Source organism: Bacillus cereus group sp. BfR-BA-01441, assembly GCF_022663075.1.
In the GTDB taxonomy this organism is placed as follows: Bacteria; Bacillota; Bacilli; order Bacillales; family Bacillaceae_G; genus Bacillus_A; species Bacillus_A cereus.
The window spans coordinates 117768-132222 of sequence record NZ_JAKUEU010000001.1; the positions used below are offsets into that span (position 1 = coordinate 117768).

The following is a 14455-nucleotide window of genomic DNA, read 5'->3' on the forward strand; positions in this document are numbered from 1 at the left end:
AAAATACAATGTTTTTGACTAATAAGAAAAGTGCCTATTTAAGGCTAGATCCTTTTCTTATATTAGTCCCCCTTCAATGCTTTTAACGGCAAAGAGGTTACATATCCAATATACGAGAATAATTCTTTAAAGAAGAATGGTATTTCTGTATCTAACGTTTTATATGCTGATGTCGGCGTTGGTGAAGCATACGCTTCAATATTAATATGTTTTGCGATTCTCATTGCGCGTTTCATATGAAGTGGATCACTCACAATCGTGTATGTTTGTATGCCGTTCTCTATTCCAACTTGCTTCGCATTTTTTAAATTTTCTTCAGTGAAAAGGGATTTAGTTTCAATTAAAATATCTTCCTCTTTTACACCTTGTTTCATTGCATATACTCTTGCAGTACGTGCTTCCTCAAGTTCTGCCTCGAACTTTGTACCACCTGTAAAAATAATCTTTTTAATATTTCCGTTCTTATATAAAGAAATCGCATGATTAATTCTTTCTTTAAATACAGGAGATGGTTTTCCGTTCCATGAAGCTGCTCCTAGTACGATACCAGCATCCGTTTTCACGTCATCATTTGCTTTAAAACGATAACTCCAAATATCGTAAGCTGCATAACTTACATATAAAATAGCAGAACAAATCATTAGTAAAAATACTTGAAAGATTCGTCTTTTCTTACTCTTCTTATTTTCTTTCATTTGTAATTGCCTCCGTACATCATCCATACTTCTATAAAAAACATTTATATCAAATCGTTTTGTTTGAGTTTATTTAAAAGAAGGAACTTTACTTGTTATTTATGTATAAAAGGGTTTTCATTTAAAATTGAGGATTATCAATTCATTTTCATTTGCGGTTTTCATTACATTTTTTAAATTTATAAGTTTATTACCATACAACTACATTGTAACGAATTTTTTCTCAGAAGGGAACGATGAAACAAAAGGAATTAAAATAAAGTAGCATTTTGTAAGAAAAAAGGTATATTTTTCATATCTCACGAACAATATACCTTTCAAAACACGAATTATAACTTTTCTTTATACAACTCTAATTTTTCTAACAATTTTTCTTTTACGCTTGGCCATTCACTCGAGATAATACTGTACACCACCGCATCTCTCACATAACCATTCGGTAATTTTCTTTCATTTCGAAGCACACCCTCTTTTACTGCGCCTAACCTTTCAATTGCTCGTTGTGCTTTTTCATTTCTTGCATCCGTCTTAATTTGCACTCTCAGCATATGCAATTTTTCAAAAGCATACTGAAGAAGCATATACTTACACTCTGTATTTATACTCGTACGTTGCACACTCGGATGATACCACGTTTGCCCTAACTCAACTGTCTTATCTTCTACTGAAATATTATATAAACGTGTACTTCCTACAATTTTATTCGACTGTTGATCTACGACTATGAAAGGTATTTGAGTACCTCTTCCGTAACCCTTTATCGCTTTTTGAACGTATTGTTGCATATCTTGCACACTATCCATTTTAGAGATTAAATACGCCCAAATATCCCGATTTCCTTCTACAATCGAAAACAAAGTTTCGACATCAGTATTATCCATTAACCGCAACTTTGCTCTTTCGTGAATAATTTCCATTTTTAAGCCCCCTTTGTTGTTACTATAACATATCATTAAAATCATTTTATTAATATATGCATAAAAATAAATTCATACCATAAACATATAGTACATCTAAAAATAAAAAATGCGATGCCTTTATTCAAGCATCGCACTTATAATTTTGCACTACCTACGATTTTACGATAAATATTCATTTACACAATTTAGTAAACGCCATATATTTAGAACTTACATTATAGTTCAAAGCAACAAATAAGCAATCGGCGTAATGATAAGCAACGTTAAAATCGTTCTCTGCACATACAGAATAATAAGTTCAGATACTTTTAACGGAATATCTGTTGATAATATACAAGGAATTGAAGCGGAGAAAAACAGTATAGATGATACGGAAACAACTGCAATGACAAACTTTGTCACAAGTGGCGCACTTACTACTAATAATGACGGTAAAAACATTTCTGCAATGCCAACTGATGCGGCTTTAGCAGCTAAGTCTGCTTCTGGTAATTGTAATAGCCATGTAAACGGATAGAAAATATAACTGATCCAATCAAATATTGGCGTGAACTTCGCTAAGACGATACCAATTAATCCTACTGACATAATGGATGGTAAAATTCCCATTGTCATAATAAATCCGTCTTTTAAATTCATTGCAATATTTTTCATAATGCTCGGTGCAGACTTTGATACTTCTAACGCATCTTCCCAAGCACGTTCTAACATTTTCTCTTTATAAACAGGCTCTGGGAAGCCTTCTTCTGTTACATATGTATCTGGTTTTCTACTGAGGGGTGGGATTCTTACGGTGATAGCAGTCACGATGAATGTTACAACAAGTGTAGTCCAAAAATAAACATTCCATAAATGCATAATATCTAATGTTTTTGCGATGATGATCATAAATGTAGCGGATACTGTAGAAAATCCTGTAGCGATAATCGCCGCTTCTTTTGTCGTATACTTTCCTTCTTTATACACGCGATTCGTAATAAGGAGAGCAAGCGAATAACTTCCAACGAAGGACGCAACTGCATCGATTGCCGATCTCCCCGGCGTATTCCATAATGGCCTCATAATCGGACGACAAAATGTACCGATAAATTCAAGCAATCCATATCCGACTAATAACGCTAAAAACGCCGAGCCAATTGGAACGAGCAAACTTACTGATATGACTAGCTTCTCATATAAAAACGGTCCAACATCTGGCGCAAAGAACCAATCTGGTCCTACTTTTAAACAATATAATATGCCAAAAACAAAGCCAACTACTTTTAAAATAGAAAAACAAATGTCTACGATAGATGCATTCCATTTCTTCGTATAAAATGGATAAATCGCACCAATTGCCATAACAAATAATGCATAATAAGGTACTATGCCAGGAACCGAAGCCCTAATCCACGATACGATATGATCAATCATAATAGACGATGCACCGTTTATCGTAACAGGAACGAAAAACATAAACACTCCAACGAGACTAGCAAGTATAAACCGAAGAATAATCCCCTTCTCTCGCCCTGTCTTAATTACATTACTCTTTAATTCAATTTCACTCAAAATTCGACACCTCCTATTATCTAAATATTCTGTATAATAATGTTGTATTCCTTCTTTCCATTTCTACTATTTAATCATATGAAAAAGCCTATTTTAAAATAGGCTTTTCTATTACCTCTCATAATCATCCACAAGCACTTGAATGATACGATAAGATTCTTCTGCTACTTTTTCATTACTATCCCTATTCGCATCATATGTAATTAACGCCTTCCAAAGTGCCCATCCTCTCGCTCTATTCCACGTTTCTTCATCCATGCGTAATACTTCTTTAAATACATTTCTACTATTTTCATCAAAAAACGTCCAAGCCATCGCTGCATCACAAGCAGGATCTCCTACGCCTAAAATACCAAAATCAATTACAGCACAAAGCTTTCCATCTTTAACGAGTAAATTCCCTGGCGCTACATCTCCATGAACCCAAACTGGCTTACGATCCCATGTCGAACTAAGTGCTACATTCCAAAGGTGTTTTAATAATGCCTCGTCAAAAACATCCTTATTATTTTCAATAGCAACTCTCGCCTCTTCATCATATACAGATATAAGTCCGCCTCGGTAAAAATTATGTGTTCCAGCTAAAGGTCCGTTACTCGCATTAATAGATTGCAATTCTACTAAAAAAGATCCTAAGTCCGCCGCAAATTCATTTAAATCCCGAACGTTTTGTTTCGTAACTGTTTCTCCCTCTATCCACTTATTAATAGACCAAGGCAATGGATACGCTTCAGACGGATTTCCTTTCGCAAGTGGGGTAGAAATCGGTAAAGAAAGCCCCTTATTTAATATAGGAAGCCAACTATTTTCTTTCTCTACTTGCGGTGCATATGCCACATCACTTGGCAATCTTACACTCATCTCATCCCCTAAGTGAAACGTCCTATTATCATACCCACTAAACTTTACAGGTTTCACTTCTAAATGGGCCCATTCAGGAAACTGTTCCTGTATTAACTTTTCAACTAAACTTACGTTAATTGGATGCATTCACATTCTCCTTTTCTTTTGAAACTTACTAAGCCCATCCGTACTTCCAACATATTCAAAACTATTTTTCTTATAAAAATCATTCAACGTACGATTATGCCCCACGCAATCTAACTTCAAATACTCTTTATCACATTGCACATTCTCTTCTACCCACCGTAAAATCCATTCTCCTATTCCATTTCCCTTATACTTCCGTTTCACCGCAAATCTATGAATATATAATGAATTAGAAACTTCCTCTTTACCAAAAATATGTTCATCCCATTCATTTTGTTTAGGAGAAACTGTAACCGTACCAACTATTTCAGCTTCTTTCAGAACAACATATGTATATTTCTCTCTTATACATTCTAGTATTTCAGCCGTAGCTTCCTCTCCTAAAAGATACTGCCACTGATCCACTTCTTTATATTGTAGCCATTGTGCTACCTCTTTTAATAAAAGGATAATACTATCACTTTCATTTTCAGTAGCAATTCGAATTGCATATTCTTTACTTATATTTCTCTCCATATTGCCTTTCCCCTTTCAAATTGCTACCATACTGACAAACGAGTCCTTCCATCATTTTCATCTGTAATATATTCTACATAAAATCCTTGATTCACTGCGTTTTCATACATTAATTCAATCGATTTTTGATCTTTCGCATAAATTTGTATGTATTGAGCATCCACCGCTAATACAACTACCTCACACTTGCTTTCCTTAAACTCTTCGTATGTTTCAATATCTATCGCTATTTCTCCTTTAGGATATGCTTTTAAATCTGCAAAAATAAGATAATATATGTTGTCTTTAACTAACTTTTTCAACGCTAACCCTTCCACTACACTTGGTTCTTCTGGAAATAATGCCTCATCCAATTCACCACGTGCTATTAAGTAGGACTCCTCATCCCTCACTCGCCAATCAAATACAGTAATATCAATTGGCTTTAATACTTTCCAAAGTAAATTATCATATCCATCTAGAATATCTACTGTAAGCCCTCTTTTCATATGCTTGCTCCTAACTTATTCATTTTCGTTTCATACATTATATATGAAATGTAATTACTATATTTTGTCGATACATAAGTACATCATAAAAAAACCGCTCCACTACTAGCGAAACGGTTTCCTTCTGCTTACATTTAAATATTCCATTCAATTGTTGCACTACGTTTTAAAATATTTTTTAATATATGCACCACATCAGTCGTTCATTCTTAATGTTCACTTCGACTTCACGAAGTAATATAAAAACCATACTGCATGATTTTGTTCATCCGCAGCTATTCTCCGTAACAACTCTTTCAAATGTACATCCGATGTCTCATCTGAAATTTCCAAATAAAAATCTACTGTTTTTTGTTCATCTTGTATAGCAAACTCTAATCCTTGTAAATACGTATTCGGACAGTCTTCAGTAATTTGTGGTTTCGGCTGCCTGCCAGTTAAGTTCGTATAAATTTGTACAAAGTTGTGGAAATGCTTTATTTCATCATTACGAATTTCAAGAATTTGTTTTTGTTCTACTTGATTTGGAGCCATATTTGCTAATTTTGCATAGCAGCTTATGGCGCTATACTCTCCATTTATAGCTTTTTCAATATCACTAATCAATTTATCATTCTGCCTATACCAATCATAATAATTTGAATTATACATCATATCCCCCCATACTTTCGCTTAACATTTTATGCATTTAGAAATAGTAGGAGCCTGTGTATTTAATGGGACGGCTTTAGAATGAAAGAAAAGTTTGAGAAAAGGGTCTATTTTGTAAAGGAATTGCTTATTCATAAAGTGAAACTATAATCAGTGGGGATTTTACTACACGGCAAATAGCGGATAAAATATCACTATTTTTTTGTACGCTGTTGCTATAAATTCGCGAATGAATCAGGTTTCCAACCAGATGTGGTGTTGAGATGCGAAGCTATTATGAATCCAGTCATATAACTAGGAGGTACCACTATGCCATCTTTATTTAAAACTATGGCCTTCCAGCTGAAAACCGAAAGACTTGAGCTTAGTATGTGGGAGGAATCCGATTCCGTTTGGCTGAGCAAATTAATTGGCGAACGTGGCGTGGACATTCCAGCCGTTGATTCCGTTCGTAACCGGCTTATTGAGATGCGCAAGAAGGCAGATGAAAATGGTATTTCCCTTCTCACTATTCGAAGGAGAGACGAAGGCGATTTCATTGGGTACTGTGGCTTAATTATCGGTCGTTCCACACTTGAAGAGCCGGAGATTGCATACGAGTTGTTCCGCAGCGCTCATGGTAAAGGTTATGCGACTGAGGCCGCATCTGTTGTACTGGACGCGGCGATTGCTACTGGGCGCCAAAGACTTTGGTCGACTGTAGGTGCTTGGAATATCGCTTCCCTCCGGGTACTAGAAAAGATAGGATTTAAGCGGCATCACAGTACGTGGGATGATGAACGTGGTGAGATTGTTTGGAACGTACGCGATCTTTAAAGATTTCGCCTTAATTCTAAACACTACACTTTTCAACAATCAGGCATTTACATTGAGAAAAAATCACAAACAAGCCGTTTCACTAATTAGTGAAACGGCTTGTTTTTAAGCGTTCAATTCTGTTTTATGCCCTTTTACTACACTACGTTTGAGTGCAGTTGCTAATATAGTAACCATACTTACTATACCAATCCAAACGAGTACAGTAACAGGTGTATTCCAGCTTAACCCTTTTCCGAAGAAGAAGATTTCTCTTAGGCCTTCAATCATAAATTTCATTGGTAACCATGAGTAAACCCAGTCTTGATAAAACGGAGACAACATCTCAGGTGCTAATAATAATAACGGTGCCCCGAAGAATAGTAATAAAGCGAATAAACCGATTCCTTTTAGCCCAACTAATGATAGTACTGCAGATATCATTAAGAAGAAACTAAAAGAAGTAATGGATAAGAATAGAGCTGTATCCGTGAAGTTCGAAATATTTAACCCTACCATCCCATCTGCAATCCATGTAAGACCAAACCCAATTACAAGTGTCGCAATAGCTCCTGTTACGATTTGTTTTACTTTTAACAGAAAGTTTTCTTTTCTTGAGCTTACTGGCATTTTACTAATCGCAATAAAAATAATCGCTGCACTAGCTAAACTTGCAATCCATAACGGCTGGAATAATGATATTGGTGAGTTACCGTTCGCACTATTTTTGCCGACCTCATTCACATTTTTCACGTTCTTTACAATAGGTGTTACTAATTTCTCAGCTTGATCTGTTGTTACAGTAGCTCCTTTTGCTTTCAACCCTTCTAATATTTGTGTACGAACAGTATTGTTCATATTATCAACAATCGCCTGTAATATTTGCTCTGCCATAGTTGATGCAGCCGTATTCATTCCTTGATTAATATATATTTCTATCTCAGGTGAAGATGGCTGTGGTGTTCGTAACGACGCTTGTTTTGCGCTAAATTCTTTCGGGATGACTAATGCCGCGTAATACTCTTTATTGTTTAATCCCTTTTGAACGGCTTCTTTATTTTTTACTTCTACCCACTCCACTGCGGGTTCTTCCTCTGATTTCGCTGTTTTTTTCATGTTATCAACGATCGTTTGCCCCATATTCATTTTCGGTTGATTTGGAATTTCTACACCTTGATCCTCATTTACAATTGCAATTGGCAAGTTTTTCGGCTGCGGTTGAACAGTTGGAAATAGCGTTAATGAAAAAATAAAAACAACAAGTAGTGCAATAACTGGTGATAAAAATAAAAGTTTATTTTTAAACATTTTCTTTTCTCCTCCCTTAATTTGATCTATAATAACCAACAACGTGTTGTTTATTTATATTTTGAATTATATGTTCGAGTTGAACCTTATACAATAATCAAAAATCGTGAATGTGTTGGTTATAAGACACATTTTCCAAATGTGTTGAGTAAAATTAAGGAGGGATATGCTTTGCGCGATAATAATTTAGATTTGCGTGTTGTTCGTACGAAAACTGCCATACGAAATGCATTGGTGGAGCTAATTGAAGAAAAAGGTTTTGACGCCATTACAGTGAAAGATATTACAACGAAAGCAAACATTAATCGCGGTACTTTCTATGCGCACTATCAAGATAAATTTGATTTAATGACAAAATGCCAAGAAGACATTATGTACGAGTTTTCTAGCATTGCTAAACAGAAATTCCCGGAAGTTATTGCTGACCTTGGATCAAATCCTTCTCCAACAATGCCATTTATACTTATCACTTCTATTCTTGAATTTCTAAATGAAAATAGTGATTTTATGAGAGCTGTACTAAGTCCGAAAGGAGATTTATCTTTCCAAACAAAACTGAAAGACTTTATGTGGAAAACATTATTTGAAGATACGAATGGTCCTCTCATTAATAAGGAGAATTTACTTGTTCCAAGCGAATATTTAACTTCTTATATGGCATCTGCACATATAGGTGTCATCCAACAATGGTTAAATAATGGACAAAAAGAAACACCTGAGGAGATTGCTCGCTTTTTATCAACAATCGCAGTTCATGGACCTTTTTATGCTGCTGGCTTAAAGAAATAAGCCCGCTTGCTTAGTAATTTCTATTATTTTATTAATAACTTGAAATTTATGTTTCTGTAAAAAAAGCTGTTGAAAGGACTCCCCTTCAACAGCTTCTACATTATTAACGATATAAACGAACTGCACCTGCAGAATTATCATCTGCTTGTCCAACTACTTCAAATTTCAATCCAAATTTCGGTAATTTACGTCCTGCATCTGGGATTAAATCATTTATATACAATTTAGAGTCATCAAACTTCGTTACACCTGGTAATCCTTTGTAATCATATGTTCCACGTGTTGGAGATACCACTTTCCATGCTGGCGTTTGGTTAAGGGAGAACGCAGCATCTGCGATTTGGAATCGTGTACTATTTTTAACAGTTGGTTTGCCATTTAGTGTTCCAACAATTGCCTCTGGGTGAGAGTCAACAACTCCTAAGAAACCTTCACCTGGATGTAAACCAACCCAATTATCTGTAAAGCTAGAGTCTGCATACCATACTAGCAGACCTGTATTATATGGTACACCACTGCTATATTTTAACGCTTGATCAGCACCAGCATAGTTTCTCCACTCTAAATAGTAGTTATGCTTCTTCTTATCAAAACCGTCTGCTACAACAAAACCATTTAATTTAAATTTCGTTTCGCCTTCTGCATCATCAGAGAACACAACATGTCCATCTACAGTTAATGTAGCATTATCAAAAGTAAAACCAGTCGGCGCTAAACCACCATCTGTAATGTATTCGAATACTAATTTTACTTTTTGACCTTTGAATTTGCTTAAGTCATAAGACTTATCTACCCATTTACCATCTGTTGTGTCTAGACCATTTTTCACATTTTTTTCACCAATTCGATCCACTAACGTTTTCGTACCATCTTCTTTCACTGCATGTACTTCAAGGAAGTCATAATCCGTTTCAATTTCATACATTGATTTATAATCAAACCTCGCATTTGTTGCATTTGTTAAATCAAACACTGGCGTTTCTAATGTTGTATGAAGGTTATCACCTTTTGTACTATAGTAGTACTTCTTACCGAATGCAGGCTGAATACCTTTCACCTCTTTATCTGGTAAGTTAACACGAATCAGACCAGGACGATTTGATTTCGTTACACTTTGATCTAAATACGTCGCATAGCCAATACCACGATTTAATTTATTATAGTCAACCTCTACAATATTGGCCCAGTTTCCACCTATGTTCTTTTGAAAGAACTCTTTGTTTTGCGGAGAGAAACTCGGTGGCGTTGTTCCTGCAATTTTACCAGCCCAGCTACCGCCACTCATAACAGACCAGGAGTTAATTGGCTCACCTGCTCCTGTGTACTTCGTATCATACTCATCTGGAAGACCTAAATCATGACCAAATTCATGTGCGAATACACCAACCGCTCCGTCTTCTGGCTCAATTGTGTAGTCGTATGCTGCCATCTTACCGCCCCAGTTATCAACTTTTGCTTTTGTTCCTTCAATTGGATATGGTGTTCCAAGGTGCCAACGATGTGACCAAATTGCATCATCACCTAGTCTACCACCGCCCCCATCTTGCCCAACTCCAGCGTGAATGACCATTAAGTGATCAATCAGACCATCTGGTTCATTTTTATTGCCATCACCATTATTGTCATATTGATCGTATTCGTCAAATTCAGATAAATCAATACCACTTTCTACAGCCGCATTTAATGCCTCTTTTACAAAATCACGAGGTCCTTTTGGTCCCATATTATCATGACCGCCATCTCCTGCATCTGCGCCATAATCTGCCGCATTACCAGGAACTGTCAACCACTTTGTTACTGTGCCATCTACTGTATAACTACCACCAGATTGCTCTTCATAATATTGTTTAAATGTTGGTACTTTTGAACCATCAAAGAGTGTAAATGGCTCATTACCAAATAACATTTTTTGATAATGTTCTGGATTAAAATCATTTGAATACATATAACCTGGTACTTGATCAATATTGTTATGCTTAAAGTCCGCAAACTCTACTAGCAATACGAGAACTTTATCTTTACGAACATCACCGTTATATTGTTTTTGCTTCGCTGAAGTAGTTGGTACTTGGCCGTTTAATCCCCCTTTAACCGGCTCTTGTCCCGCTACTGGACCACTAGCAGGTTGATCTGCTTTTTCTTTCTCATCTGCTTTTGCATCTTTAACTTTTTTCAAAAAGTCAGCCGCTTCTCTCGTAACACTATCCCCCGCTGCTGGTTCTTTTCCCGCATTTTCTCCTTTTTTCTTCTCTACGTATTTTTCAACAGCTTTTAATGTGTCTTCTTTCGACGTAGATTCATTAATTACACCGCGTTTCTTGAGCGCATCTGCTAAACGCTCCTCTTGAATTAAATTTTCATCAATCGGACTTAAAGTTCCTCCATTAGACGGCGTTGCCGCATAAACAGATTGACCCCCATACCCAAATGTGCAACTAAGCACAGCTGCCGCCGCAAGCGTAGACAGCACTTTAAAAGGTTTTTTCTTCATCCCTATTCCTCCCCAATATTAAATACGATACAACGTTTATATATTACGGAAAATTCAGAAAATTATCAATGCATTGTCTGAATTTGTAATATTTTTGAAAAAATCCTTTGTTTTAGATGAACATACATTCTGATTCATCAATATTTCAGAAAATATTGATGAAAGTTGATAAAACTATTAAAATCATAAAGAAATCGTCCACTATATTTAGTGGACGATTTCTTTATTTATCTAAAATACAACTACAACACTTCAATATATCCTTCTGTTCCATGTACCCGAATTCGTTGCCCGTCTTTTATTAGTTTCGTAGCATTCTCTACTCCAACAACTGCTGGCAGGCCATACTCACGTGCAATCACTGCTCCGTGCGTCATAAGCCCGCCGACTTCAGTGACTAACCCTTTTATAGAAACAAACAAAGGTGTCCACCCAGGATCGGTAAATGCCGTAACTAATATATCTCCATCTTCCAAATTCGCGTCTTCCATGTTTAAAATAACGCGTGCTCTCCCCTCAACCACTCCAGAAGAAACAGGCAAACCTACAATTGCTTCAGCCGGGAGATTTTCGCGTTTGTACTTACCTGTAATGATTTCTCCATCAGACGTGATAACACGCGGAGGTGTTAGTTTTTCATATAATTTGTACGCATTTTTTTGTTTATGAATAATCTTGTAATCTAGTTTATTTGTGCGAACGACTTCGTGAAGTTCTTCAAAAGTTAGATAGTATATATCTTCTATTTCATTCAGAACATTATTTTGCACAAGTTTCTCTGCTTCTTTCAGTAATGCCTGCTTATATATGAAATAACGATGAATCATGCCGTATTTCGGATATTCACGATAACCGATGAAATTGCGGAGGTTACAAATCATTCTCTTCGTCTCTTCTACTTTTTGTTCCCCATCCGGCAAGTGCTGCAATCGCTCTAACAACTCTTTTTCTTTTTTCAAAGCTTCCTGCAGCCCTTCTTCAAACTTCCGCTTACTAGCACCATATTCAAAGTCTCTTATATGATTTAAAATCATCGGTATAATTGTAGCTGGCTGTTCACTCCAGCGCGTTTTCGTAATGTCGATTTCTCCACTGCATCTCATTCCATATTTATTTAGAAAAGCATCGATTGCATCCCGAACTTTTTCCCCGCCTTTAAACTGAATTAATTCATCTAAAAAGCTGTCATCTTCTACATGCTGTAAATACGCAATGACTTCCGGATACGGCCGAATCACATCTGCCACATCCAATAACGCTAGCCCCATTTCTGACGTAATATTATGTTGTACAGATTGTGAAAGTACATCTGCTGCATTTTTTTCTCCTAGCCACTGCTCCATCTTTTCATTAATCCATGATGAAGCATTCATACCTGCCATAATGATAGCTATACTTTGCGAGTTAAATAATACTTTCTTTAATTGCTGAATGTCTTCTAAAATAAAATCAAGTACATCCACCCCTGATTTCGTTTGCATGTTTCGTTTTAATTCTTCTATTGATAATTCACTATTCTTTATTAAATTCGTAACGATTTCCGGATCGTTTTCAGGTTGTTGTTGCGAACTTGCAGGTGGCACATTTTTACTAAGATCCTTTTCTTTTTCATCATCCGATAACAATTTAATAAAATTCTCTCGCTCAATTACAGTCGTTAATGCATCTCGTATGAGCGGATCCGATTTACCTAAAGTGTTTATTAAGTAATCTCTGCTAGCAGGTGAAGCTAGTCTTTGCGTAGCATCAACAAATAGTCTTCCTCCGGCTTTACACATAGGTGCACTAGTCGTTAACAGGAAAAAAGATAAACCTAATGGTTTCATCGCATCGGTCATCATTTGTTGGTGACCAACTGATATATACACGTGATTTTCCCCATCATTTACTTCTGGAATTGGATATAAAGTCGTAATCGGTCTGCTTTGGACTATATAAATTGTATCATCAACTAAGCACCATTCAATATCTTGCGGACAACCAAAATAAGCTTCGATTTGTCTTCCGATGCGTGCTAGTTGTAAAATCTGTTGTTCAGTAAGTGTTTGAAATTTTTGCTGATTAGGAGCAATTTTCTTTCTCTCTGTTCCGCCTTCTTTTCGTCCATAGATGGCTAATTTTTTCGTTGCGATGACCTTTTCGACGATTTCGTCTTCTTTTACCTTATAATTATCGGCAGAAACCAATCCAGATACTAGCGCCTCGCCAAGTCCAAAGCTGGCATCGATTGACAACACCTTCCTATTCGAAGTAATCGGATCCGCAGTAAATAAAATCCCTGAAGCCTCAGGGAAAACCATTTTTTGAATGACAACACATATAGAAACTTGATTATGATCAAAACCGTTTTGCATTCGGTATATAACCGCCCGATCTGTAAACAAAGAAGCCCAGCATTTTTTAATATGCTGCAAAATGTTTTCTTTTCCAATAACATTTAAATACGTATCTTGTTGACCAGCAAACGAGGCATACGGTAAATCTTCAGCAGTAGCACTCGAACGCACTGCATATGCATGTTCATCGCCAAAGTGCGAGAGATAATGAGCTACTGATTCCACTACATCAACTGGAATTTCCACCGCCATAATGACTTCTCTAATCTGCTTACTAATTTCACCAATTCGATCTCGTTCCTCAATTTTTAGCATTGCTAATTGATTCAATAAAGTTTGAAACGCTCCATTTTTTCCGATGGCCTGTTCATACCCTACCGTTGTAACACAAAACCCTTCTGGCACTTGTATCCCTTGAATATTGGATAACTCCCCTAAATTCAATCCTTTTCCACCAACGAGAAAAAGCTGCGTTTTTTCTATTTCCTGAAAATCGAGAACGAAAGAACTCATTTGGCACCTCTCCTTACTATTCATGTGTTCTTGATTGTAACAGTAGTAAATGAGAAGAAACAGTCTATTTCGAACGTAAATTACATGATATAATTAAGTTAGGAAGAGATCATCACTTCTATTTCCCCTCTAATTCACTTCAATTACATCACCAAACTTAAACATTCTTTTATTATGAAAAGCAATCATTAGACATAATGGATTTCTATCGAACTTTGTTATGTCTTTTTTATATAAATCCATATTGTAATATCTTTATAAATCTTTTATTAAGCCATAAATTCGCCTCAAGAATAGTAGAATCTGTGACTTTAAAAGCAATATTTTTTGTTTGCACTTTATATAAATTGATATGAATCCCTCTTAATTCTAGGACTAAATTATTGTTTTTTAATCCCGCATTAATTCTTTT

Annotated in this window: 12 protein-coding genes; 2 read left to right on the top strand and 10 right to left on the bottom strand. The window is 36.0% G+C overall.

What is annotated here, in order from left to right:
* Positions 1-62: 62 nt before the first annotated feature.
* The 7 genes from MR107_RS00600 to MR107_RS00630 form a co-directional block, all read right to left on the bottom strand.
* Positions 63-695, bottom strand: coding sequence for a YdcF family protein (locus MR107_RS00600; protein WP_000662215.1), 633 nt, complete (start codon positions 693-695; stop codon positions 63-65).
* A 329-nt stretch (positions 696-1024) separates the two neighbouring features.
* Positions 1025-1612: a GNAT family N-acetyltransferase gene (locus tag MR107_RS00605; protein WP_000402586.1), complete on the bottom strand. Its 588-nt coding sequence runs from the start codon at positions 1610-1612 to the stop codon at positions 1025-1027.
* 225 nt (positions 1613-1837) lie between these two features.
* Complete coding sequence (locus MR107_RS00610) at positions 1838-3166, bottom strand: YjiH family protein (RefSeq protein ID WP_048656697.1); 1329 nt, start codon at positions 3164-3166, stop codon at positions 1838-1840.
* A 111-nt stretch (positions 3167-3277) separates the two neighbouring features.
* Positions 3278-4156 carry an aminoglycoside phosphotransferase family protein gene (locus MR107_RS00615; RefSeq protein WP_063245351.1) on the bottom strand — a complete coding sequence of 293 codons (879 nt, stop codon included), beginning with the start codon at positions 4154-4156 and terminating at the stop codon, positions 3278-3280.
* Positions 4157-4672 (bottom strand): GNAT family N-acetyltransferase, encoded by a 516-nt coding sequence (locus MR107_RS00620; protein WP_000440749.1) that lies wholly within the window; start codon positions 4670-4672, stop codon positions 4157-4159. It abuts the gene before it with no gap.
* A 23-nt stretch (positions 4673-4695) separates the two neighbouring features.
* The gene (locus MR107_RS00625; protein WP_000820297.1) at positions 4696-5160 is read right to left on the bottom strand and encodes a DUF2691 family protein; all 465 of its coding nucleotides are present in this window, start codon (positions 5158-5160) and stop codon (positions 4696-4698) included.
* Positions 5161-5376: 216 nt separating this feature from the next.
* Positions 5377-5811: a ferritin-like domain-containing protein gene (locus MR107_RS00630; RefSeq protein ID WP_000282831.1), complete on the bottom strand. Its 435-nt coding sequence runs from the start codon at positions 5809-5811 to the stop codon at positions 5377-5379.
* 309 nt (positions 5812-6120) lie between these two features.
* Between MR107_RS00630 and MR107_RS00635 the strand changes: the two genes are divergently transcribed.
* Positions 6121-6627: a GNAT family N-acetyltransferase gene (locus MR107_RS00635; RefSeq protein WP_001139523.1), complete on the top strand. Its 507-nt coding sequence runs from the start codon at positions 6121-6123 to the stop codon at positions 6625-6627.
* Between the two features lie 105 nt (positions 6628-6732).
* Here MR107_RS00635 and MR107_RS00640 read toward each other — a convergent pair whose 3' ends face one another.
* Positions 6733-7914: a YhgE/Pip domain-containing protein gene (locus MR107_RS00640; RefSeq protein ID WP_000475839.1), complete on the bottom strand. Its 1182-nt coding sequence runs from the start codon at positions 7912-7914 to the stop codon at positions 6733-6735.
* 171 nt (positions 7915-8085) lie between these two features.
* Here MR107_RS00640 and MR107_RS00645 point away from each other — a divergent pair, with 171 nt between their 5' ends.
* On the top strand, positions 8086-8703 hold the full coding sequence (locus MR107_RS00645; protein WP_001205505.1) for a TetR/AcrR family transcriptional regulator: 618 nt from the start codon (positions 8086-8088) through the stop codon (positions 8701-8703).
* Positions 8704-8806: 103 nt separating this feature from the next.
* Here the strand turns inward: MR107_RS00645 and MR107_RS00650 are convergent, their stop codons facing one another.
* Positions 8807-11194, bottom strand: coding sequence for an immune inhibitor A domain-containing protein (locus MR107_RS00650; protein WP_000728990.1), 2388 nt, complete (start codon positions 11192-11194; stop codon positions 8807-8809).
* Between the two features lie 242 nt (positions 11195-11436).
* Entirely contained in the window at positions 11437-14043 is a 2607-nt protein-coding gene (gene ppsA, locus MR107_RS00655) for a phosphoenolpyruvate synthase (RefSeq protein ID WP_000094181.1), read from the bottom strand.
* Positions 14044-14455 lie beyond the last annotated feature (412 nt).